Here is a 23,705-nt window from a genome sequence, read left to right as displayed (position 1 = left end):
TAGAATTGGTTTTTAGGTTTTTCGTTTTCCCGCTGTTACCTCCCAAAGGTGTACCGTACAGATACAGCGAAATCCGTCAGGTCGGAGGATGTGTTGAAGTGAATAGCCGGTTTCCAGTCAAGACTTAGGTTCAGCGGCAAGGTTGGAAAAGTATAATCAATTCCCCCGATGCCATCCACGCCTGCTATGAATTTCACATTCCCATCCGTTTCGCGTGTTCCCATATGTGCTCCGCCTCCGATAAACCATCCAAAACCTTCGGTTGTAAGGGCCGAAAGATCAAAATGGCGCTCATAGAGGCCGGTCACGGTAAAGGTCCCGGAATAAACGCCGGCTATACCTTCAACGGCATTCGCATCATCAAAGAAATAACGTGCGGTGCCACCAAAGGGCAAACCAAGGCGTAATCCCACTTGCGGATTACCTTTTGTCTGGGCATTCACTGTATGAATGCCTATTCCAAGCAGCAGGGTTATGAAAAGGCGCTTTTTCATGTTATTGCATTGCAATGGCAATAACGATGCCAAGATACAGATTATTATTTTTTATATTGTAAATAACTGGTCATTTTGATAACCTCAGATAGCAATAACCGACGATGCCGGCAAGCAAAGATGCAGCAATGACGGCTATTTTGGAGATTATCTGCCACTCTTCCCGGGAGTAGGCCAGGGTCGAAATAAATATTGACATGGTGAAACCAATGCCGGCAATGACCCCGATACCAACCATCTGGACCCAGGTTGCTCCCTCCGGCAGGGCTGCCAGTTTAAGCCGTGTGGCTATATAAGAGAAAAGAAAGATCCCCAGTGGTTTACCCAGCACCAACCCGGCCAGTATGCCATAACTGATGCTGCTGTTGAATGTATGGAGCATATCCGGCGGAAATACTATAGCCGTATTGGATAGTGCAAAAATGGGCATGATCACAAAATTGACAGGATCGTGCAACCAGTGGATCAGCCGGGAGACCTTTGACAACGGTATACAGGCTGCCAGCAATACGCCCGCGATGGTGGCATGGATACCGGAATTATAAATGCAATACCAGAGTATAATGCCGGGAATAAAATAGCACCAGAGCTTCCGTACCTTACAAAGGTTCAGCACAATCAGCAAGACAAGCATAAGGCCTGCAGCCAGCAGATACCCCACTTGTATGCCTGCTGTATAGAAAACCGCGATGGTAAGAATAGCGCCCAGATCGTCAATGATGGCCAGTGCTGTCAGAAAGATCTTCAGTGAAAGCGGCACCCTGTTACCCAGCAGTGAAAGAATACCCAGCGAGAATGCGATATCAGTCGCCATTGGAATACCCCAGCCATTTGCGAACGGTGTACCTCCATTAAACAGGGTAAAGATCAGCGCCGGACAAACCATTCCGCCAAGGGCAGCCAGTATGGGCAGCATGGACTGGCGGAGGGACGATAATTCCCCGATAGTCACCTCTCTTTTGATCTCCATTCCTACCAGGAAGAAGAAAGGCACCATCAGTCCGTCGTTGATCCAGTGAAGGATGGTATGCGGCAGATGGAGCTGTGGGATGGGTATATGCACAACGGTTTCCCAACTGGCCACATAAGATTGTTGCCAGGAGGAGTTAGCGAGTACAAGTGAAATAGCCGTGCAGATGATCAATACAATCCCTACTGCCCGGCTATCCTGTAAAAACTCGTAAATGGGTGATAATAATCTCTTTATCAAAATTCGTCCTCTGTTTTTTGTACCGGTGGTTCTTCTTTTATTTTAGCCTCACCCACAGTACCCATCAGCTCATATTTGCTTTTAGGCTTCCGTCTGATATCCCAGTGGAAATTCTCCAGTTGCATCTGGTCCAGCGGGCGTTGGGTGAAAGGATACATCGTTCCCTCCGGGTCTTTTATAAAGGAAATATGATGTAGTTGTCCTTCTCTGAAATAAATGTTGATGATGCCACTCAGGGTCCTGTTCACGCTGACATAGGCAGAATCATCGTCCCGGACATAATAGATGCTTTCTGCATTACCGTCCACATGCATCCAGTCCAGGGCCTGACCTGCAAAATAACCGGTGATCTGGTTGCCTTTGATCTGGTTGTACAATTGCGGATCAGATTCTTTTACCAGCAGTGCATTCTGATCGAGCAGTAACTTGTCTGCCTTCTGGTTTTTGGTATACAGGAAAATGGTATCGCCACTGAGCTGTGTTTCATTCGCCCACAGTACCGGGTTCCTGTAGAAGCGGAAGATGGAATCCTTGCTGGAGTAATAGATGCTGTCTGCTACGCCCTGCAGGGAATCGGAATAGATGCGTACATGATGCCATGCACGGATATACCTGATCTCACTGGTATCTTTTGTTGCGCTGGTATCTGTTTCCAAAGCCAGGGCAGGGGCCTGTGGGCGCAGCGAGTCTTTCGTCAGCGCCAGCGCTTTGGATTTCAGCCCGATCACGGCGGAATCTTTCGACAATACGATACTGTCAGCTTTCAATGCCCGGGTAGAATCCCGGAGGATGGCCATTGCTTTGGCTGTATCCCTGAGAACACCTATTGCATTGGGCTTGAGGGTGATCAGTGCAGAATCTTTTGGTACTACCATCGCGGGGATCAATTTGCTGCTATCGCCGGGCGCCAGTGCGTTCTTCAGTTTCTTTGCGAAGGCAGAGGTATCTGCCAACGGAGCGGCTGTCGAATCGTGTAGTGGTTTGCGCAACGAGTCGGGCACAATCGATGTACTGTCTGTGGTTTCCTCATTGTCGGCCGAAGTACGGACGGGCGCTACGCTGAAGCTATCCTTTTTCAGTACGCCGGAAAACAGCGTATCGGCTGCCAGGTAGAGCGTATCTTTTTCCCGCTCCAGTATCATGAGTGGATGCTGGGTAGCGAGGATGGTCTTTTCTGTCTGATTAACAGTGCCATAGTTGGACAGGAGGGTCATATGCTGCGCGGTATCGCGGTAGACCATGTTCCCGGTGGCATATGCCAGCCCGGTGCGTTTGTCCATCGTTATCCTGTCGGCTGTGATGGTGGCCGTACTATCTTCAATAGTAGGTCTGCTGTCGAAATTGCCCTGTCCTGTTTCGGTATTATATTCCCCTGAAGTAGCATACATGACCGTCTTGCCATCATTGATGGTAGTAGGAGCCACGATGGTAGCTATTTTAGTCTGGGTATTATATAATAAGGTATCTGTGCTGAGTGTGTATTCCGGATCTACCAGCAGTACATTGTAATTGAAATATACGTCTTTGGTATCTGCATAGTAATATCCTTCCTGGCTGGTCAGCACACTACTGCCGTTGACGAGTTTTCCTCCTTTCACATAAGTACCGATCCTGGCATTCATGTCGTATTGGAGCTCAGGGCCGGTGAGGGTAACCTTACCGTCGGTGAGCCGGGCATTATCACGCAGGGTAGCCATCCTGGTATTACCTTCATAGTGAAGGTATTCTCCGTAGATGTGGATACTGTCTGCCTGGTTAATATGGATATGACCGTAGGCGTCCAGTATATTGGATGCCCTGTTGATCAATGCACTATCGCAATAGAATAATGTGTTCCCCTGGCGGAAAATGGCATTACCGATAAACCGGTTCAGCTGAACGCTGTCCTTGGTCAGTACATTCAGCTTATCAGACTGAATGATATGGATCACATTATTTGAGTCCTTTCCCGCGGGTTGTACCTCCTGCGCGGTAGCCGGAAATAGCCTGCCGAGAAAGAGCCCTGCCAGGATAAGCCCGCATTTTACTAATTGCTGCGTTTTCAAGATCATAGTGCCTTAGCGGTATCAGATGGTATGGGCTGTACTTTGGCTTTTTTGCCAAACAGCGAGAAATGCACGTAACGTTTTGGGTTTACGCGCAGGTCTTCCAGTAATTTATTCAGGCTATTGAGCGAATTTTGCAGGTTATTATATACTTTCTTGTCGTTCAGCATCATACCGATAGACCCATCCGTACTGTTTAATTTGGCAATTGTTTCGTTCAGTCGTGCTACCATTTGCTGCATTTCCAGCAATGTTTTATCCAGTTGACCATTGGCCAGGGCGGCAGTTGTTTTTTCTGCATTGCCCAGGATGGCGTTAATCCTCTCGTTATTATTTTTCAGGTTGGCTGTCAGCGATTCCAGGTTATCAAACGTAGCTTTTACGTTCCCGTGCTGAGGGTCCAGCATACTGTTCAGAGAAGCGGATGTACGTGTGAAATTGCCCATAGTGGTATTCAGGTGAGCGATGGCTTCACGCAGATTCCCTTTGGTACCCGGGTCGAAGATAGAGTTGATGGTCAGGAGCACAGAATCTACAGATCCCAGTGTTACTTCCAGCTTTTTCGCCAGGGGGCTTAGCTGTTCCTTGAGCGCATCAGTAATGGATCCGTCTACAGCGGCATAGATAGTATCGCCATCTTCAAGATAGGCATTCGCGTTACCAAAGTCGATCTGTACGGTTTTGGTGCCTAAGAGATCGCTGGCGATACGGGCTACAGAGTTCTGGGGAATGTCGACTTTTTTGTTGATCCTGAGCTCAACCAATATCCTGCCGGCATTCTTATCCATGATTTCCAGGTTTGATACGCTACCCACTACAAGGCCATTCACCTGTACAGTGTTGGAGGGCTGGAGACCATTTACCTGTGTATATACGGCATAAATTTTCTTACTTTTTGAAAAAAGGCTTTTACCCTTTAACAAATTAAACCCCAAAATCAGCATAGCAATCGAGACGGCTGCAAGAACGCCTACTTTGGTTTCGTTCGATACTTTAAACATAGAATACGTTATACGTTGCTGCAAAAATAATCAAAAAAGGTTGCGGGCAATCATGCTCTGCTCCCCGCTGCGGATATGGAATCCGGTGGCCTGTTCTTTTAACGGCAGACAAATATGCAGCTTTTCAGCAGAAAAAGTAAAGTAATATATTAAAAGGAAATGATGGGGGAGGGGCGAATATCGGGTTAATATCGGGGTAGTCGGGCTTAAGGGGCGCTTAGCGGCTGGCGATACGGTTGTTATCTGCGGATACGAGGGAGGCGTTCCAGAATCCTGCTTTCTTTGCCTTGCTCAGTGCAGCGGTGGCTTCTTTTTCTGTTTTAAAGTTCACCCATACATATTTATTCAGGGATTTGCGGTTGATCACGACAGTTTCGCGGACGATTGTGCCTCGTAAGTCCTTGAAAATAGGGGCACTGCGTGTGTATCGCTTGTCGGTGACCAGCAACTGGACGTCGTATTTAAAACTGACTTTGGGTACGGCAGGCCTGGCGGTCGGCCTGGCAGCAGCCAGCTGTACCTCTTCATTGTCCTGGCCCATCAGGGTGGCTTTCCTGAAGCCAAGCTGCTTTGCTTGTCGCAAAGCAGCATTGGCTTCAGCCTGGGACTTAAAGCTGCCCCAGATGTATTTATATTTATTTACTTTTCTGCTGTTCATTACCAGCTGCTCTTTCCGGATCGTGCCTCGCAGTTTATTAAAGATGGCAGCATCCCGGGTATATTTCTTATCGCTCACCAGCAGCTGCACATCATATTTATATGGATTCTTACGTACTGCCTCATCTGGTCTGGCGGAAGATGCTACCTGGCGGGTAGTGGTTCTGCTGCTTGCCTGTGGTTTTGTGCTGACAGCGGGTTTCCTGCTGTTATTCCTCGATCTTGGCGTGTTGTAGCTGATCGGGGCGGCCTCCATGGTAGGCTGTTCTGCTGCAGGAGTTACCTGGCGGTCTTCCGGAGCGCTGTAACGGCCCAGTTCTTCTTTATAGCGTTTGATGGCTTTGAAGATACAGCTGGCAGCTTCCTGTTGACCGGAGGCTGAGTTCAGGTAATCTTCCTCTTCAGGATTGCTGATGAAGCCCAGTTCCACCAGTACGCTCGGCATGGCGGTAGCCTGCAGTACCCAGATGCCCTTTTCATCGCGCTGACGGGCGCCGCGGCTGATACGGCCTACGCTGGAAAACTCGTCTTCAATAAGTGTAGAAAGGCGGAGGCTCTGGTCAAAGTAGGCGTTGCGGAGGGTATTTAATAATATAAAGGTTTCAGGATCAGACATGTCCAACACGGAGTTGGCGTCTTCGGAATTGGCGTCCAGCATGATCACAGAGCTCTCTTTCAGCGATTCTGTCTTGGCATTGTTCTTCCCGGTAGCCCATACATAGGTTTCGGTACCCTGGGCGGTACTGGGAGAGGTGGCATAGATAGCCCGTTTCACAGGTATTTTCCGTTTGCCTTTTTTAATGTATGTGGTTTTATAACCGGTAACCCGGCGGGTCGGACCTGCTGAGTTACAGTGTATTGAGATAAAAAGATCTCCTTTTTCCCTGTTAGCGATGATCGCTCTTTCATTCAGATCGGCACGAAGGGTAGAACCCAGGGCATTCCTGGTTTTACGTGTATATACAACACGTACATCCTTCATATTTGCTTCAATCAGCTTTCCCAGCTGCATAGCTACATCCAGTACAACTTCCTCTTCGGTGGAATATTTACCCCGGGCTCCGGGAGTCTGGGCACTATGGCCGGGATCAATGACGATAGTTCTGAGGGGAGGATTTTGCTTTTTTCCAATGACAGTTCGGTTCGTTGCATAAAGAAGGATCGTCCCTAAAAAGATGGCACATCCCAAAAAGATCCAAAATCGGTTCCAGCGCATGACTCAGTTTTTATTATAATTTATGGGCGTTAGTAGTATGTTAAATTGTTCAAAGATCGCAGCCACTGCTTTGACCGTTAAACGGTCGTTCGTATTTTGGTCGCGATAAATGACCGTATGCTTGTTTGGCCTGGCACTCATTTTCGTTTTACAATTGATAATAATTTGTCTAAAAACATGTAGGTTTGTGCCCGCTTAACACATGCACCTGAATCACAAAAATAATTATAAAAAGTTTTTGCGACAGATATACCTGGTTTTTGCCGGTATATTAATTGCCATTCCCTTCATAATAACGGCTGTCGCAACTCCCGCGCCAGATACCTATGGGAGTTTTAACAAAAGTTTCACAGATGGCGTGCCAAAAGATACGGTGCCCGTCCCTAAAACTGATACATCTTCCCGGCGAAAAGATACAACATTAAGGCCAGTTACGGCGCCCGAAGAGGTGACCGACAGTATTCCGGTGTCAACGGATTATACAGGTACTGACAGTATGTTTGTCCCTAAACTCTCCAAAGATAGCCTGGATGCTCCTATTACCTATAAAGCTAAGGATTCGATCGTTCTCGTAGTGCCGGATAAACGTTTTTATTTTTATGGTACTGCCAATACCAAATACAAAAAGACGAACCTTTCTGCTGAACGTATGAATTATACGCAGGCTACAGGTATCATGGAAGCGACCACCGCCCTGGATACTGCCGGCAAGCCCTATGGCCGTCCGCAGCTGGATGACAATGGGCAAGCCTTCGATTCAGACACGCTCAGATATAATATTACCACACAACGGGCAAAGATCTACAATACCCGTTCACAATATGGGGAAGGCTTTGTGGCCAGCGAGCAGACCAAACGCGAGCCGGACAACAGCATTTTCGGTTTCAGAAATGGATATACTACGTGTAACCTGGATACCCCTCACTTCCAGTTCAGGGCCCGTAAGATCAAGGTGATACCGGATAAACTGGTTATATCCGGTCCGGCTAACCTGGAGATCGAAGGCGTTCCTACACCATTATTTATACCATTTGCCATCTTCCCTATCACCCACGGCCAGCAGTCCGGCATCCTGGTGCCCGGCTATGTTGTGAATGCACAGAAGGGGATGGGCCTGGAGAATGGCGGTTATTATGTAGGTCTGGGCGATAATTTCGACCTGACCCTGCGTGGCGAGATCTACTCTTACGGTAGCTGGGCCCTCACAGCCAGCCCCACCTACCGGAAACGCTACCATTATAATGGTGGTATGACGCTGAGCTTCTCCAATACCCGTTTCGGCGACCCGGCAGTTAAAACTGAGTTTAGCCGCTCGCGTGACTTCCGCGTGATGTGGAACCACAGTATGGACAGTAAGGCGCGTCCCGGCGTTACTTTCGGGGCCAGCGTAAACTTTGGTACCTCCAAGTATAATACCTTCAACGTGTATGATTACGCATCCCGTGTGAATAATAACTTAGGATCGTCCATCAGTTTCTCAAAAAGCTGGCAGGGAAAGCCGTTCAACTTTACCTCCAGCCTTACCCACTCGCAGAACCTGACCACGCGTGATGTTAATATATCATTCCCTTCTGCCACCTTTACGGTGAATACCATCTATCCTTTCCAGCCGAAAGAACTGGTAGGCAGGGCAAAATGGTACCACAAACTGGGGATAGGCTATAATGGTACACTGAATAACAGTGTGACCTTCAAGGATTCTGTATTCGGTAAGTCAAAGATGTTTGACGCTTTACAGTCCGGTGTAAGACATGCGATCCCGATCTCATTCTCCATACCGGTATTTAAAAATTTCACTTTTTCTCCGTCAATCAGCTATTCGGAATATTGGTTTACCAAGAAAACGATCAGGGCATGGAATCCGAATAAGCGTATCAGTATCGACTCACTGGGAGGTATAGATACCACCTATCAGTCAGGGTTTTACGCTGCCAGACAGGCCAGCACCGGCGTATCGCTGTCTACGGCCTTGTATGGTATGTACCAATTTGGCAAGAATTCAAAGATCAAGGCTATCAGGCATGTTATGCGGCCAACCGTCAGCGCCACCTTCGCGCCGGACCTTGCAAAGAATGCTTACTATGACCTTTATTACACCAGGGATAGCCAGAAAGTAAGACAGTCCTATTTCACCAGCTCTTCCGTAGGTGTGCCTTCGGAGGGAAGGGCGGCGTCTATTTCCTTTGGCCTGGATAACAACCTGGAAATGAAGGTGTTCTCCAAAAAAGATACCTCTGCCAATAAAGAGAAAAAGATCAAGCTGCTGGACGGTTTTGGGATCAATGGCTCCTACAACTTCCTGGCAGACAGCTTTAAATTGTCGACTTTTAACATTTATGCCCGTACCAACCTCTTTGATAAACTGAATATCACAGCGGGCGGTACCATTGATCCATATGCGGTGAACTCCAGGGGAAGGAGATTAGAAAGATTCGTGTGGCAGGAAGGACAATTCAGTATTGGCCGCCTTACCAGTGCCAATATTGCATTGAGCACCTCTTTCCAGTCGTCCGACAAGAAGAGCAAACAAAAAGAACAGGAGCTCCAGAAGCTTGAAAATGAGCAGAGCACCGATGCTGCCTTCCAGGCACAACAGCGTCAGCTGCAGGCCATTAGAAAGAACCCGGGTGAATATGTGGATTTTGACATCCCCTGGAAGCTGGACCTTTCCTATAGCCTGACCTACACCAAAGGTATCATTCCTGATTCGGGAGGTGTGGTGATCAACATTAACCAGTATCTCTCCTTTAACGGAGACTTCAGCCTGACGCCTAAATGGAAGATCGGGGTGAACAGTGGTTATAACTTCGTGGAGAATAAGCTGGCCTATACGAATGTGTATATTTCCCGCGACCTCCACTGCTGGCAGATGTCAATTAACCTGATCCCGATCGGTACCTACCGTCAGTTCAGTATTACCATCAGTCCTAAATCAGGTATTCTTCGTGACCTCCGCCTCAACCGGTCACGAACGTTCTACGATTTATAACGTCGTTTAGGGCCGGCATCAGTTCATGGATGCCGGTGGCCCGCACCTGAGGACCAGGCGTATACCAGACGCATACCAGACGTATACCAGACGCATACCAGACGCATCTCCCGAAAAACCAGGTTCAAAAATGCCGCAGTATCGGGGATCCGCTATGTATTCGCTTGAGATTCGCTTCGACTATACTACCGGTTCCTACCTATAGGCGCTACAGTCCTGCATTTTCCCTACTATTCTATAGCGTTCGCTATAGAACAGTGCCTGAAATGCTATAGTAAAGAGCCTGTAGGTAGAAGCTCCCACCGAATCTCCATACTATTCCAGGCGAATATGTTCCCTCAGAAAGTCCTGTGCCGGTCCCTGTTACCGGTGTTGTTCAATATGTTCCCACATCGTTTTAAATACCCTTTCTTTCAATGATTCCGTATCGGCAAGGGTAAGTCCATCCGGGTATACAGGAGGCAGAAAATGGATATCTATGGCATGAGGAAGGGCATAAAAGATCTTGCCCGGTGGTAATATCCTGCGGGTGTTAAAAATGACCGCCGGGAGAATGGGTTTCCCTGTTTCAATGGACAGGGTAAAGGCGCCATCGTAAAAGAATTTGAGGGGCTCATCCGTTTTATTACGGGTGCCCTCGGGATATAACAGCATGTGCACTCCCTCCTGCAGTACTTCCTTCATTTCCTGTATGCTTCTTTTACGGCTTTCCGGACTGGTTCTGTCTACCAGCACCGTACCCACCTTGTACATGATGCCAAAGATGGGCGTTTTTTCCATCTCCTTTTTGCCCAGGCTTTTGTTACCGGCCGGAATGGCATAGGCAGTGGTAGGAATGTCCATCATCGAGTTGTGGTTACAAACGATGATGTAGGGCTCCTTTGATTTAAAATGCTCCATTCCCTTTCTGCGCACAGGACAAAATATCAGTGGCATATAAACATGCATCCAGCCGCGTCCCAGGGCCATAAAATAACGGATATTGCGGGGGGAAGGCAGCAGCGACACCAACCACATAGGCAGGAGCATGATCAGCATAGTACAGATAAACAGGATCAATGCATAAGCGGCATACAACCTGGCCAGGAGATTCTTTAGCCATTTCATAATCTGTAGAAGTTATTCTTAGTCCCTTTTTTCAGTATATAAATATAGTTAGAATCTACAATATATAGCAAGCCCTGATTTATAATCTGCTATTGCAAAACAGTGTTTCCTTCGGCTAATCTGCCACAGGCTGCTTTCCGGATGCCCTTTTTGCGGAAGCTGAAAAATAGCAATCCTTCGGGAAATATCCGCAATACCGTGGCCCGCCTCTTATCGCACCTTTGTATTGTTCAACGCAAAAAAAAGAACCATGAATAAAGACGCTACTCCCGCTTTGATAAATGAGAATGTAAAGAAGTATGGCGCTGTCGTCATAAATAGTAGCAGCACTGCTGATGACGAAGCATCCGGTGTTGCATATGGCGCGAAACACCGGATACAGCTCATAGCAGCAAAACATGGAGCGCTGCCCGCAGGAATGAGCATTTTCTCTTTATTGTCCAGCAGGTAATCATCCGAAAGTAGTGGCACTGGAGTATGTGTCCGCGTTCCAAGCCGGACACAACCCCGGATCCGTATGTTAATGTATGCGGATCCGTTTTTATTCTTCCACCTTTGCATTCCTGAATTCAAGTGGCGTTGCGTTGGTGTGCTTTTTAAAGAAATTGGAGAAATAGGCAGGATCTTCAAAGCCCAGTTCAAACGTAATCTGCTTGGGCGACTTATTAGTGAAACGTAATAGTCTTTTTGCTTCAATAATGATCCTTTCCTGGATGATCTGCGTTGGTGTTTTCTGATTAAAAAGAGCGAAGAGATTGGACAGTGTTTTGGGCGACTTATTTAACAGTTGTGCATAATAGCTCACTGAATGTTCCGTCCTGAAATGTTCTTCCACCAGCAGGTTGAACTTCCTGATAATATGAAAACGGCTGTCCTGTTGCAGCTTTTTATCCGGAATGTATGTTGATGTGGCGAGTTGGGTAATGGTGATAATAAGCCGCTTCAGCAACATCAGCAGCATGTCATTCTGGATATTATCCACTGTATTCATTTCCAGTACGAAAATATCCAGCATGAGCTCCAGTCTTTGCTGTGTATCAGGATCCAGGGTGATGAAGAGCTTATCTATTCCAAAGATGAACCCTACACAGCTCACTTCCCTGTCGTGATCGACGATGCAATAAAACTCACGGTTAAACTGCCAGGCTACGATATCTGTGGGACGTTCAAATTGAAAGCTCTGGTTGAACATCAGCGCCAGGATGGTATGCGATTTAAAGACGTGTTCCTCACCGTCTATCGTGACTGTCTGTGTTTCGCCTGCATTCCAGGCAATGGTGAAATATTTGGTGTCTCTGTCGCGACCATAGTACAGGCGGTCAAAGTTCTCTTCATTTTTAAACAGCAATAGTGTGCCGCCGGACACCGGGTCTTTAATTACTAGTTTCATGCGATCATTCTAACTATCGTAAGTTACGTTATAATTAAGGATGATCCTGCTTCCATACCTGTTGAAAATAATTGCCTGAGTCGCGGATGTATTTGTAGTATTCGTATTCAGTGTCAAAGCTCTGTAACATGTAGTATGAAGGCCGGTATTCCACCATAAAACTATCGAGGGCGGGCGATTGCAGGCCTGTCAGTTTTTGTATCAGGGTCTTGTTGAAGCGGTAGTCTACATATTTCTCTTGTTCCAGCTCTATGAGATGTTCTCTGAAGGCCTCCATTCTTTTGATCTTTCTCATGCTGAAGAGGGCATCCAGGTTAACGCCCACACCACCGGCAGCGGTGGAGATGTATTCCGGTGAAAAGTCAAATACCTTGCGGTATTCCTCCCGGTTGGCTATTGAGTCTAACTGATAGCTTTTCCTTTTCTCATGTATCTCGACGGTGGGTAGTGTAGTGATATCCACATGCAGGCGCATATCGAAAGCACGGTTGAGGGGCGCCTCTTTTACCGGGATCTTCATCGTGGCCTTTCCCAGGTAAGAAAAGCTGATAGAGTCTGTGAGCGGCAGTTTAATAGTATAGCGCCCCAGGGAATCTGTAACGGCGCCCGCGCCGGAGGTACTCATGACGCTTACACCCGGCAGTCCGTAACGGGCCGAACGTTCATATACCGTTCCGTAGACAGTACGGACCTGCGCTTTGCTTATCCCGGCCAGCAGGACCAATACCACAAACAGGGCTGTTTTCAGGAAGAGGCTATTAGTATTCATTTCGGGACCAATCTAAGACAGGAGTAATATATAAGCAAGAGCGGGGGAATATATTAACATTTCATTTTAGATGAACGGGCGCCTGGAAAGGACAGACGGATGGCTACTGCTTCCTCCTGATCCGGCTGAGGGACTGGGGCGTGATGCCCAGGTAAGAGGCAATATCACCTAGTGGTACCCTCCTGGCGATGTCTGGCTGCCGTTCGACGAACAAACGGTATCGCTCGCTGGAATCATAACCCAGATAGGCATTACGCGTGTTTATCTTTTCCAGCAGCGTCTTTTGTATGGACTGGTCGATGGCCGTCTTCAGCGCGGGGTATTTCCCGTACAGATCCATAAGGGCCGCCCGGTCTATGCATAGCACTTCCGCATCGCAGGCCGCCTGGATCGTTTCGTGTGCTACCACCTGGTTAATGAAACTGTTCAGGATAGTACAGAAGCGGTTTTCACCGATAAAGTAGTGTGTTACTTCATTGCCGTTTTCATTTTGTGCCAGTATCCGGAGTATGCCCTTACATACAAAGAACAGTTGCCGGCAGATGTGTGCTGATTGAAATAATGTGGCCCCCTCTTTATACGTGCGCTGTTCGAAAGTATCCAGGATGATAGCCAGATCGCTTTCAGACAGTAGTTTGCCCAATTGCAGGTGATGAAGCAGCTGATTGTCCATGTAACAAATATCGGAATTGAAATTGTTTTTTACCATTTGTTAAAAAGTCCCCGTTGCCGGCTTCCGACCTTTGACATATCAAAACAACGAATCATGGAAAGTCAACAAACAAACAAAACGGCATTAACAGGAAAGCGGGTAATTGTATTAGGCGGTAGTTCCGGACTTGGACTGGCAACGGCAATTGCTGCTGCGGCGGAAGGCGCAAAAGTTGTCATTGTATCCGGCAATCAGCAACGTATTAATGAGGCGCTGACCAGGCTGCCGGCAGGCTGTGAAGGGTATGCCATAGACCTGGCCCGGGAAGAGAACATTCAGTCCTTCTTTGAAAAGGCAGGGAACTTTGATCACCTGGTATATACTGCCGGTGAAAACCTTGTATTGAACAACATCAGCGACACCAATCTGGAGCAGGCGCATGCTTTTTTTAACCTGCGTTATTGGGGTGCTTTGGCGGCGGTGAAGTATAGCGCACCATATATCAACAAAGGAGGTTCCATCAACCTTGTTGGAGGTATTGCCAGTCCGCGGCCCCAGGCAGGGTGGGGGATAGCCGCCAGCATCTGTGGCGCCATGGAAGGCTTTACCAGGGCTATGGCTGTCGAGCTGGCGCCCATCCGTGTGAACCAGGTATCGCCGGGCGTGATCAGGACCAACCTGTGGAACAGCATGTCAGCAGAAGACCGCAATAACCTGTATACTTCTGTGGGGGCAGCCCTGCCGGTAAAACGTATAGGAGAGGCCGAAGATATTGCCCAGGCGTTTGTGTATATGATGAAACAACAGTTTGCCACCGGGCAGATATTAACTGTTGATGGCGGTGCGGTATTGATCTGATCATGCCGCCCTTTTTACTTTTTTTCTATCCTGGAAATGTACCTGATATATAACATTACCGGCCGGTAATAATTTCTACTGAGATGCTGCCACAGGCGGATAATAAAAGTCTTTTGATCATCAGGAAAAATTTGTATTATTGTTAAAACCCGAATCTGTCAACCAAAATCTAAATCCTTTTTTATAGTCCTGTAATAAGTACTGAGAGCACTATTGTATACCGTCTTTATTCTACCCTAATCTTTCACATTAAAACCCAAAAGAAACATGAAGAACATGCTATTCCCCCTATTGCTGTTGATCATTTGTTTTGCAGCCTGTAAGAAATCGGCCGAAGGACCAGGCGATCCGCAAACAGAATATGACAACGCCAAAAAAGTACTGGCCTACATCCATGACCTGGGATTCCCATCAGACAGGATTGTTGAAAACGCAAATGAATTTATTGTTGAAGAAGACATTATCTTCCCTAAAAATATGGAAGTACCTGCCGGAAAAGTACGAGCAGAGCAGTACTATACCGGAAGCCTGGTATCGGCATCCAATGTAACAAACATCCGCCTGATGGTAGACGCTTCCATGATTTCCATGTTGTCGGAAATTAACTCTGCTGTTTCACAGTGGAATGGAGTAGCTAATTGCTCTATTAACTGGACGGTGGTTACTTCCGGTAGTTACGATGTACTGATTGTAGACAGTAACCTGGGGTCTGGTGTATGCGGACAGGGTACTTTCCCTTCCGGCGGCAGGGCAGGTAGCACCATCAGGATCAACAAGGCGCAGATAGCAGGCAACAGTTTTGCACAGCGTGCACGTACTATCTGCCATGAAATGGGACACAACGTGTCTTTCCGGCATACCAACTGGTCTGCCATCGGCGAGTCCAGCGCTACACCTGTTCCTGGTGTAGGAGGCACTGATGCTTCCTCTCTGATGAACGGAGGACAGTGTGGCAGCGGCGCAACAACGCTTTCTACAAAAGACAAACAGGCAGCAGCGGCTTTATACCCCTGATAACATAAACAATTGAATATGTGTGAAAGCCGCTGTATAAGCGGCTTTTCTCATTATAGGTAAAAGCATGTGACTTGATACGCCACCGCTGCTTTTTATGGATCGTTGTAAATGAAGAGAGTAACCTGTAACTTTGGTATGTAAAACAATTTACCATGGACACGAGAGAAACAATTCCTACCGGCGGTACTTTTTACCCTATAGTGAAAGACCTTTTCGAGAAGAAAGAAAAGGCGGCAATTCTTTATGATGACAATGGAGTGACCCGTGCCAACGGTCTTATTGAGAGCATATTTGAGCGGGATGGTCATCAGTGGTTAAAGCTGGAAGATCAGACAGAGATCAGGATTGACAAATTGTATGCAGTGAATGGTACGTTCTCTGCGGATTATTCTGAATGCTGAGTAACAGGCTATTGCTGTAATAGTTACCGAGGTACAATGCACATTCACCTGAGCGAGGCATGGCATTCATTCGGTAATTGCTAATATCGCGGTAAAACAGTTACGGATTGCCACTTTTCATGAAATACGCGTCTGCCCAGTTAAGGTCCCCGATCTTCTTCCCATAAATTTATTTTAATGCTAAATGGTGGACTTTGTCCACTAAATATGCTATATTCGCATTGAATTCACTGATAACTTACAAGCATTAAATATGAAGGACACTAAAACTGCGGTCCGGGAGATCCGTGCGTTCAACCGTTTCTATACAGATATTATCGGCCTGCTGGACGCACATCTGCTGAACAGTGCTTACTCGCTGTCGGAAGTACGTACCATGTATGAAATATATACAGGTAAAAGTGTGCAGGCATCCCAGATCATGACAGCTATGCATATTGATAAGAGTTATTTAAGCCGTATTCTGAAGAAACTGGAAAAAGAAGAACTGATATGGAAAATGCCATCTGAGGAAGATGCTAGAGCATCGTTGATCTCCCTGACGGAAAAAGGCCTGAAAGTATTCAAAACCCTTAACAAGGCGTCAGATGAACAGATAGATGGGCTGATCAGCAACCTGTCCGCCGGCAGGCAGCAGGAACTGGTAGATCATATGAAAGCAATACAGGAGATATTACAACACAAATAACAGGGAATGCTATGACAACTACGATGAGTTTAAATGATATCAGCCTGCGTAACGAGCTGTTGCCGGGAGATCTTGGCTATGTTGCGTATCTGCATGGATTATTGTATGCAAAGGAACGCGGGTATGGACTTAATTTCGAAGGGTATGTACTGGATGGTTTGGGCGAATTCGCCCACCGGTATGATCCTGCAAAGGACAGGATATGGATCTGTGAGCATGAAGCTAAGATCATCGGTTTCCTGATGGGATTGAACAGGGTAGATAGTGTGCAGTTGCGTTATTTCATTTTCTTACCGGAATACAGGGGAATAGGATTGGGGAAGAAACTGATGAATGAATTTATCAGTTATATGAAAGAGATTGGAATTACCAAAGCATATCTGTGGACGACCAATGAACAGGAGGAGGCGATTGCTTTGTATACAAGGTATGGCTTCAGATTGACGGAAGAGAAGAGGTCAGATGCGTTTGATAAGGAACTGGTGGAAAGGAGGTATGATATGGAAATGGTGTATTAACCGAACAGAAGCATTCGCATACTTGGTTTGAAATTTGTTTTGATCCTACCTGTAGACAAAACAACTCAAGCTTTGCTAAACCGTAGAGGAAACCATATCCGGATAAGTGAACGCATACATATGCTATGGCGAATCATACTATTAACATCCTTTGTTATTATTCATGGGACTGTTTATAGCCAGGTGCAACCGCCTGCAGACACATTAAAGCGGGATTCCTTACCGCCGCCGGCTCAAAGACAAGCGGAGGAAAACCTGTTAAGGCAATTTGATCTTGGAGACCTGGCCACATATATCCTGCATCCGAAGCGACAGCCCGGACCGCCGAAAACACGTTCGGGGATCATTATCATCCCTAATGTGGCCTCTAATCCCAGTATTGGTTCACAGATCGGGATCAAGGCCGTTGCGGGGAGAAAACTAGGTGGCGATCCCAACACCCTGCTTTCAGTAGCGGCAACATCTGCCTCTATTACTACCAAAGGAATTATTTATTTCTACATCTCTCACAATGTGTATACTCCCGGGAACAAGTGGAACCTGCAGGGGAGCCTGGTGGCCGCCAAAACAGTGACGCCCGATTTTGGGCTGGGTATAGCCAATGAAGGAGGGAAAAGCGAAGCAGATATCATGCTCGCCAATGCAGCACGCAAGCCGCGTGCGGTGAAGGGGCAATTTTACAACTTCAGGGAAAAGGTATATAAGGAGGTCAGTAAGAACCTTTTCGTGGGACTGGGCGTGTCGTTCGATATCAGACGGGCGCTCAAGAACCGTGATACGACCACCGACCTCACACCTTTCAATATTTACAGCGACCGGCATGGATTTCCGAGAGATCACTATATGGCCAACGGGTTACTGTTTAATGTCCAGTACACGACCCGCGATAATCAGAACCGTGCCTACAAGGGAATGTATATAGACGCTGGTTTCCGCGCTAATCAGACCTGGCTGGGAAGTACACGGAGCGGATTGCAGTTTACGACGGATTTCAGGAAGTATTTCAGTCTTTCTGCCCGGAACCCGGCGCACGTAATAGCGTTCTGGAACTGGGGCTCTTACCTGATGAGCGGCGCCATACCTTACTTTGAACTGCCGGGTACAGCTAAAGATCCCGGTTCCCGCAGTGGAAGGGGATATGTGGTTGGTTATTTCAAGGGCGAGAACTACAACTATTCGGAAGTGGAATACCGGTTCCCGATATTGCGGAATAATTTTATCAGTGGTGTCGCTTTCTTCCATTTACAGACCGCCAGCGATGAAATAGGTACCAGATTGTTCCAGACATTCCGGCCAGGGGGAGGAGCGGGATTGCGCATACTGTTTAACAAGCATACGCGTACCAATCTTTGCCTGGATTATGCCTGGGGTAAATATGGGGCCAGAGGGTTCTTTCTGGGACTCAATGAGGCGTTTTAAGGCCAAATCGGCCTAGGCCCTCTTTCTGCGTCCTGCCGGCTCAAAATAATCCCATAAATACTTTGATATCTTCCTGATCAGGTTTTCTGCTTCGTTCTCGTCTGTCCAGCGCTGGTCTTTATTGTTCTTTGTGCCTACGTAGAACACATAGTCCCCATGCGGTGCATTTACCAGTATGACTTCAGACCTTGAAGCGTCCACAGAACCTGTTTTATGGGCAGCCTGTACGTAAGGCGGAATCTGCGAAAGACCTGTTTCGTCGTAATATCCGTGTGTCATCAGCCGGTACATGCGCTCAGATGCAGCCTTGCTGATGATGTCTCCCTGGCGGATCTTCACCACCAGCTCAGCCATCTCATGTGGGGTGGTCATGCCCCAGCCGTAGATGTTCCTGAGTTCTTCGCGCCCCGCTGTACGTGAATTTACCCTGGTGACGGACAAACCGTATTGTTCCATCAGTTCATTGATGCGCTGTCCGCCGCCGGCCAGGGCCTGGTTCCATAAAGAAGTGGTATTGTCACTGTAAGACATCATTAATGCCAGCAATACACTGAGCTCAGTTTCCGTACTGTCTTTGAAGAATTGCATTAATCCGGATCCGCCGTATTTGATGGAATCCCGGTAAATGAGCGGCTGATGGTACTTCAGTTCCCCTTTGTCGATCTTGTCAAACACGCCTACCAGGATGGGGATCTTCACGATACTGGCAGTGGGGAAGATGGTATCTTCATTAATGCCTGCATAGCGGCCGGTTTTCAGGTTCCTGACATAGACGCCTACGTCTCCCTTAAAGTCCCCGATGAGTTCCCGCAACCCTTTTTCGAGTTTGCGGTCCTGTTGTGAAAATGCCAGTGTGGGAAGCAACATGCATAAAATGAAGAACCGGTACATGGTTTATCAACGTTTGCCCTAAGATATAAAACAGTACCGGAAATTTCCCTAAAAGATAGCTTCCCTTGGCGCATATTTTGCGGCATAACAGCTAAACCTGTGTTATGCTAACAAATTCCACTTTTTCAGTAATAGCCGTCACAGTGTACCTGCTGGTGTATTGCATATTGTTGCAGATTGAACATACACAGTGGATAGCAGTCTACATGTTCATTGTTTCCCCATTTCTGGTAGTATGGATGGTATATACGGTATTGAAGTACGGTGTATACACCGGCCGCGAACTGGCGGAAGACGAAGAATATGGTTACCAGGACAGGATGTGAGCGGCCTTATGGTGTTACCACGCCTTTATTTGCACACAAATAACTTTCTTGTAGCGTCATAGCTGGGAGCTGTACACCATTTGTCACTCCTCACTACGTAAGATGTACGATTGATCTTCTCCTTCACATCAAAAAGCGTATTGTATGCATCAATATAAGACGCGTATTTACCAATAACCGTTCTGTAGTAATTGTCACGGAAGAAAAGGTTTACGTCTTTGAATCCATTGTCCAGTGATTTCTTTATTTCATGCTGTGCTGCAGCAATATCTTTATCACCTCCTGCAACGATGATCCAATAGCTGCTGTCAGGGGCGTTAACAGATTGCATGACACTGTCAGGTGCATCGTAGACAGGTACTAAAGTAGCAGTACCCGGTTTTTTCTTAAGTGCAGGCATCTCAATATTGTAGAAGTCTGTGCCCCTGGTAGCAAGGTCTATTTTCTCAGCTACGAACCGTTTTTTCCTGAAGTTGGCGAGTTTCGCTGAATCAAGAGAGAGCAATCCGTTTTCCTGAAATGCAACGATGATGTCGGAAAACTCCTGGTAATTGCCAGCCTCAGTTGCTTTCAATAAAATGCTGGACTGGAATTTTCTGTCTTCCAGTTGCAGCGTGGCAAGATTATCATAATATTTCAGCACAATGCCTGTAATTACCGTGATCAATCCACCGATAATAGATACCAGCAGTGGCGTAAAGATCCTTTTACTTTGCTGTTCCTGTATTTTAAGGTCTAACTCCTTTTTTTTGAGTGCAAGTTCTTCCAGTTGAACGTTCTTTTCATGCTCAAATTTCAGTAAACTAAGTTCCTCGGAATTCATATGAATGAGATGTAAATGGGGTTATTGAATATTGATGTCCGGTTCAATGTAAATTATTACAATAGACTGCAAAAAGAAATACCAAGTAGTTGGTATATTTTATCAGGGATCCGGGGCTGGGGAGCTGAGGCAATAGGAAACCATTATAGATTTAACAAACATTTGAGTAAATTAAAGCGCTAACAATCGAACTCAATAATTGAAACACATGAAGAAATTATTATCCTGTTTTGTTGTGTCCCTCGGCATAGCCGCTGCTGCAAAGGCCCAGGGAACGCAATGGCACCTTATCAAAGACAGAATTGTAACCCAATGGGCAGAGAAAGTTGACCCGAAAGCCCCGCTACCAGAATATCCACGTCCGCTCCTGGTCAGAAGTAATAACTGGATAAATTTAAATGGTCTCTGGAGTTACGCAATTACGCCTAAGTCGCAGGCAGCACCTTCCGCTTATGAAGGCAACATCCTGGTGCCTTTTGCAGTAGAATCGGCACTATCGGGTGTAGGCCGCACCGTTGGAAAAGACAGTTTACTGTGGTATAGGAATACCATCAGCATTCCTTCTTCCATGAAGAACAAGGACATCCTGCTGCATTTTGGCGCGGTTGACTGGCAGACGGAAGTGTTTGTGAACGGCAAGAGTGCCGGCAAACATGAGGGAGGCTATGATCCTTTTTCCATCAACATTACGCCCTACCTGAAGAAGGGGGCAAAGCAGGAAATAACCGTGCGTGTATGGGACCCTACAGATGATGGTCCGCAGCCCGCCGGTAAGCAGGTCGTTAAACCTGAAGGCATCTGGTATACACCCGTAACCGGTATATGGCAGACGGTATGGCTGGAAGCAGTACCGAAAGTATATATCAAATCGACCAAAAATACCCCTGATATTGATAAACACACGATATCAGTAGCTGCAGATGTAGAGAACCTGCAGGAAGGTGATAACCTGAAAATTGAAGTGTTGGACGGCGCTACCGTCATCGCACAACAGCAGGTGGGCGCTAAGGAAACAGCTGTGATCACACTTAACAACGAGAAATTGTGGTCGCCTTCCACACCTTTCCTGTACGATCTGAAAGTGACGCTGGTACGTAACAACAAACCGGTAGATGAAATAAAGAGCTATTTCGCTATGCGCAAGATATCAATGGCGCCCGATGCGAATGGTATACAGCGTATGCTGCTGAATAATAAGTTCCTTTTCCAGTATGGGCCGCTGGACCAGGGTTGGTGGCCTGATGGTTTATATACACCGCCTACCTACGAAGCGATGATATATGACATTGACCAGCTGAAGAAGATGGGCTTTAATATGATCCGTAAACATATTAAAGTGGAACCCGCTACCTACTATGCTTATTGCGATAAGGCAGGTATGTTGCTATGGCAGGATATGCCAAGCGGCGATAGGGGCAATGGCTGGGAGAACCGCCCCGGAGTGCTGGATCATGCTACTGACAAAAACCGTACACCGGAATCTGAAGGATATTACCGTAAAGAATGGAATGCGATCATAGATGCTTTGTATAACTATCCGAGCATTGTGGTATGGATACCATTCAACGAAGCCTGGGGACAATTCAAGACAGCAGAGATCACGGAGTGGACGATGAAGAAAGATCCCTCACGACTGGTGAACAGCGCCAGCGGGGGTAACTTCTATCCAACAGGACATATCATCGATCTGCATAACTATCCACATCCTGCCATGCCGAGACCAGACCTCTTTGGTCAGAAACAGGTCCTGGTACTGGGAGAATTCGGCGGACTGGGATTGCCGCTGGAAGGCCATACCTGGCAGAAGAACAAGAACTGGGGATACCAGTCGTTCAAAACATCTGAGGATATGTTCAAACGTTATGAAACCTTCACAGAGAGAATTGCCCAGCTGATCCCCCTGGGGTTATCAGCAGCTGTGTACACACAGACCACAGATGTAGAAGGCGAGGTGAATGGTTTTATGACCTACGATCGCCAGGTAGATAAAATGCCTGTTGACAGGTTAAAGGAGGCGAATGTGAAACTGTATGATCCTGCTTTGGTGAAGTAAACAGTGGAACACAGAATAACATATTTGAAAAGCACCGGTGAAAACCGGTGCTTTTTTATGATAGAATTTACCTATTTTCATTCCTATAAATCTATACCCATGCATCTCTCCAAAGAAGTTTACCGCGATGAGCACTCCACTCATACAAAGCAGATATTCTATAACGACAAAAAGAAGGTGAGCGGCATACTGGAGACGGGAAAGCACTCCTCAGCAGAACACGGTCTTTTAAGTGTTTATGAATACACCGGCGAGAATTACCGTATTGTGAAATACGGGCATGAAACTAAAAGCTATGCTATCTTTAAAGCCAAAGGGCATACGATACTGGGAGCAGGCAACTGGCATGCGATCGATGAAGCATTGTCTACCCGTGAGTATAAATTTGAAAAAGAATTGCTGGTCAGTGATCATTATCATGACATCCGCTATGGGACAAAGCAATCTGTTAACTACACTTATGAGAACGGGCTAAAAGTGTCAGAGACAAGCGTAAACGAAGACGGCACGGCGCTGAAAACGAACTACACTTATCATAATGGTATACTGCAGTCAAAGCTTCTTTTAAATAACAACCAGTTCTCCGGGCAATTTATTTATGTATACGGGAATAACAATGTATTGTTAGAAGAACAGCAGTTTGGTAAACATAAGGATACGCAGTTTATGGCTGCTCAGAAGAAGTTTTTCTACAACGCAAAGAAGGAAGTAGAGAAGACTGAATATTATGGCAGATATAATGGGAAAATGGTGTTGTACAGGACAGAAGAAGCGATCCGCCAGGGAAATGTACTGACTAAAAAAGAGTCGTCTGTTTCCAGCATTGAGCAGGTAATTGGCTACTACGATCTGTCGGCATTACATGATACGCTGAAAGAAAGGGGGATGGACTGGGCTGTTTCCATGTATGATGCAGGGTATGCAGACAGGGCTGTATTTGATGCGCACAGTTGTAGTATTGAGAAGTATGATGATAAAGGAAATGTCAGTGAGCTTAAACAGGTAGATCCTCAGACACGGGAGACGTTTTCGACAACGTTTTTCCGTAATGAGTATAATGAGAAATCGCAGTTGGAGTTTACTATTTGCTATAAGGTAGTGGATGATCGGAAGATGGAGGAGAGTAGTATCAGGAAGTTTTATTATTTGGATTAAGGTGTATTATTGAATTGATAAACAGA

The 23,705-nt window shown here is 46.7% G+C and carries 22 protein-coding genes; 11 read left to right on the top strand and 11 right to left on the bottom strand.

Going from position 1 to position 23,705, the window contains the following annotated elements:
* Positions 1-35: 35 nt before the first annotated feature.
* From MYF79_RS26800 to MYF79_RS26780, 5 genes are all read right to left on the bottom strand, one after another.
* Positions 36-494 carry a hypothetical protein gene (locus MYF79_RS26800; protein ID WP_199652494.1) on the bottom strand — a complete coding sequence of 153 codons (459 nt, stop codon included), beginning with the start codon at positions 492-494 and terminating at the stop codon, positions 36-38.
* Between the two features lie 70 nt (positions 495-564).
* Positions 565-1,704 (bottom strand): Na+/H+ antiporter NhaA, encoded by a 1,140-nt coding sequence (gene nhaA, locus MYF79_RS26795; RefSeq protein ID WP_247810964.1) that lies wholly within the window; start codon positions 1,702-1,704, stop codon positions 565-567.
* The gene (locus MYF79_RS26790) at positions 1,701-3,755 is read right to left on the bottom strand and encodes an OstA-like protein (protein WP_247810963.1); all 2,055 of its coding nucleotides are present in this window, start codon (positions 3,753-3,755) and stop codon (positions 1,701-1,703) included. The genes nhaA and MYF79_RS26790 overlap by 4 nt, the downstream gene beginning before the upstream one ends.
* Complete coding sequence (locus tag MYF79_RS26785; RefSeq protein WP_247810962.1) at positions 3,752-4,750, bottom strand: MlaD family protein; 999 nt, start codon at positions 4,748-4,750, stop codon at positions 3,752-3,754. Before MYF79_RS26785 ends, MYF79_RS26790 begins: the two co-directional genes overlap by 4 nt.
* A gap of 217 nt (positions 4,751-4,967) precedes the next feature.
* A complete protein-coding gene (locus MYF79_RS26780) occupies positions 4,968-6,623 on the bottom strand; it encodes an N-acetylmuramoyl-L-alanine amidase (RefSeq protein WP_247810961.1) in 1,656 nt (551 codons plus the stop codon).
* A 238-nt stretch (positions 6,624-6,861) separates the two neighbouring features.
* Here MYF79_RS26780 and MYF79_RS26775 point away from each other — a divergent pair, with 238 nt between their 5' ends.
* The gene (locus MYF79_RS26775; RefSeq protein WP_247810960.1) at positions 6,862-9,612 is read left to right on the top strand and encodes a putative LPS assembly protein LptD; all 2,751 of its coding nucleotides are present in this window, start codon (positions 6,862-6,864) and stop codon (positions 9,610-9,612) included.
* 363 nt (positions 9,613-9,975) lie between these two features.
* Here MYF79_RS26775 and MYF79_RS26770 read toward each other — a convergent pair whose 3' ends face one another.
* Positions 9,976-10,719, bottom strand: a complete 744-nt coding sequence (locus tag MYF79_RS26770; RefSeq protein ID WP_247810959.1) for a lysophospholipid acyltransferase family protein — start codon at positions 10,717-10,719, stop codon at positions 9,976-9,978.
* Positions 10,720-10,969: 250 nt separating this feature from the next.
* Here MYF79_RS26770 and MYF79_RS26765 point away from each other — a divergent pair, with 250 nt between their 5' ends.
* Positions 10,970-11,170: a hypothetical protein gene (locus MYF79_RS26765; protein WP_247810958.1), complete on the top strand. Its 201-nt coding sequence runs from the start codon at positions 10,970-10,972 to the stop codon at positions 11,168-11,170.
* A gap of 90 nt (positions 11,171-11,260) precedes the next feature.
* Here the strand turns inward: MYF79_RS26765 and MYF79_RS26760 are convergent, their stop codons facing one another.
* The 3 genes from MYF79_RS26760 to MYF79_RS26750 all read right to left on the bottom strand — a co-directional run bounded on the left by MYF79_RS26760 (position 11,261) and on the right by MYF79_RS26750 (position 13,551).
* Positions 11,261-12,109, bottom strand: coding sequence for a helix-turn-helix domain-containing protein (locus MYF79_RS26760; protein WP_247810957.1), 849 nt, complete (start codon positions 12,107-12,109; stop codon positions 11,261-11,263).
* Positions 12,110-12,143: 34 nt separating this feature from the next.
* Positions 12,144-12,878 (bottom strand): carboxypeptidase-like regulatory domain-containing protein, encoded by a 735-nt coding sequence (locus tag MYF79_RS26755; protein ID WP_247810956.1) that lies wholly within the window; start codon positions 12,876-12,878, stop codon positions 12,144-12,146.
* 103 nt (positions 12,879-12,981) lie between these two features.
* Positions 12,982-13,551, bottom strand: a complete 570-nt coding sequence (locus tag MYF79_RS26750) for a Crp/Fnr family transcriptional regulator (protein ID WP_247810955.1) — start codon at positions 13,549-13,551, stop codon at positions 12,982-12,984.
* 93 nt (positions 13,552-13,644) lie between these two features.
* On the opposite strand from MYF79_RS26750, the gene MYF79_RS26745 reads away from it, so the two are divergent.
* The 6 genes from MYF79_RS26745 to MYF79_RS26720 all read left to right on the top strand — a co-directional run bounded on the left by MYF79_RS26745 (position 13,645) and on the right by MYF79_RS26720 (position 18,431).
* Complete coding sequence (locus MYF79_RS26745) at positions 13,645-14,388, top strand: SDR family oxidoreductase (RefSeq protein WP_247810954.1); 744 nt, start codon at positions 13,645-13,647, stop codon at positions 14,386-14,388.
* 267 nt (positions 14,389-14,655) lie between these two features.
* Complete coding sequence (locus MYF79_RS26740; RefSeq protein WP_247810953.1) at positions 14,656-15,402, top strand: M57 family metalloprotease; 747 nt, start codon at positions 14,656-14,658, stop codon at positions 15,400-15,402.
* A gap of 155 nt (positions 15,403-15,557) precedes the next feature.
* Positions 15,558-15,806, top strand: coding sequence for a hypothetical protein (locus MYF79_RS26735; protein WP_247810952.1), 249 nt, complete (start codon positions 15,558-15,560; stop codon positions 15,804-15,806).
* Between the two features lie 253 nt (positions 15,807-16,059).
* A complete protein-coding gene (locus tag MYF79_RS26730) occupies positions 16,060-16,494 on the top strand; it encodes a MarR family winged helix-turn-helix transcriptional regulator (RefSeq protein ID WP_247810951.1) in 435 nt (144 codons plus the stop codon).
* Positions 16,495-16,505: 11 nt separating this feature from the next.
* Positions 16,506-17,012, top strand: coding sequence for a GNAT family N-acetyltransferase (locus MYF79_RS26725; protein WP_247810950.1), 507 nt, complete (start codon positions 16,506-16,508; stop codon positions 17,010-17,012).
* A gap of 120 nt (positions 17,013-17,132) precedes the next feature.
* Positions 17,133-18,431 carry a BamA/TamA family outer membrane protein gene (locus tag MYF79_RS26720; protein WP_247810949.1) on the top strand — a complete coding sequence of 433 codons (1,299 nt, stop codon included), beginning with the start codon at positions 17,133-17,135 and terminating at the stop codon, positions 18,429-18,431.
* Positions 18,432-18,443: 12 nt separating this feature from the next.
* On the opposite strand, the gene MYF79_RS26715 is transcribed toward MYF79_RS26720, so the two are convergent.
* Positions 18,444-19,322 (bottom strand): serine hydrolase, encoded by an 879-nt coding sequence (locus MYF79_RS26715; protein WP_247810948.1) that lies wholly within the window; start codon positions 19,320-19,322, stop codon positions 18,444-18,446.
* A gap of 104 nt (positions 19,323-19,426) precedes the next feature.
* Between MYF79_RS26715 and MYF79_RS26710 the strand changes: the two genes are divergently transcribed.
* Positions 19,427-19,648, top strand: coding sequence for a hypothetical protein (locus MYF79_RS26710; protein ID WP_247810947.1), 222 nt, complete (start codon positions 19,427-19,429; stop codon positions 19,646-19,648).
* 25 nt (positions 19,649-19,673) lie between these two features.
* Here the strand turns inward: MYF79_RS26710 and MYF79_RS26705 are convergent, their stop codons facing one another.
* Complete coding sequence (locus MYF79_RS26705; protein ID WP_247810946.1) at positions 19,674-20,471, bottom strand: hypothetical protein; 798 nt, start codon at positions 20,469-20,471, stop codon at positions 19,674-19,676.
* A 208-nt stretch (positions 20,472-20,679) separates the two neighbouring features.
* Between MYF79_RS26705 and MYF79_RS26700 the strand changes: the two genes are divergently transcribed.
* Positions 20,680-22,524 carry a glycoside hydrolase family 2 protein gene (locus tag MYF79_RS26700; protein WP_247810945.1) on the top strand — a complete coding sequence of 615 codons (1,845 nt, stop codon included), beginning with the start codon at positions 20,680-20,682 and terminating at the stop codon, positions 22,522-22,524.
* Positions 22,525-22,581: 57 nt separating this feature from the next.
* The gene (locus MYF79_RS26695; protein WP_247810944.1) at positions 22,582-23,679 is read left to right on the top strand and encodes a hypothetical protein; all 1,098 of its coding nucleotides are present in this window, start codon (positions 22,582-22,584) and stop codon (positions 23,677-23,679) included.
* The last annotated feature ends 26 nt before the right edge of the window (positions 23,680-23,705 follow it).

This window comes from Chitinophaga filiformis, assembly GCF_023100805.1.
In the GTDB taxonomy this organism is placed as follows: Bacteria; Bacteroidota; Bacteroidia; order Chitinophagales; family Chitinophagaceae; genus Chitinophaga; species Chitinophaga filiformis_B.
Note: the sequence above shows the minus strand (reverse complement) of the source record. Positions and strands in the feature narration are given on the sequence as shown.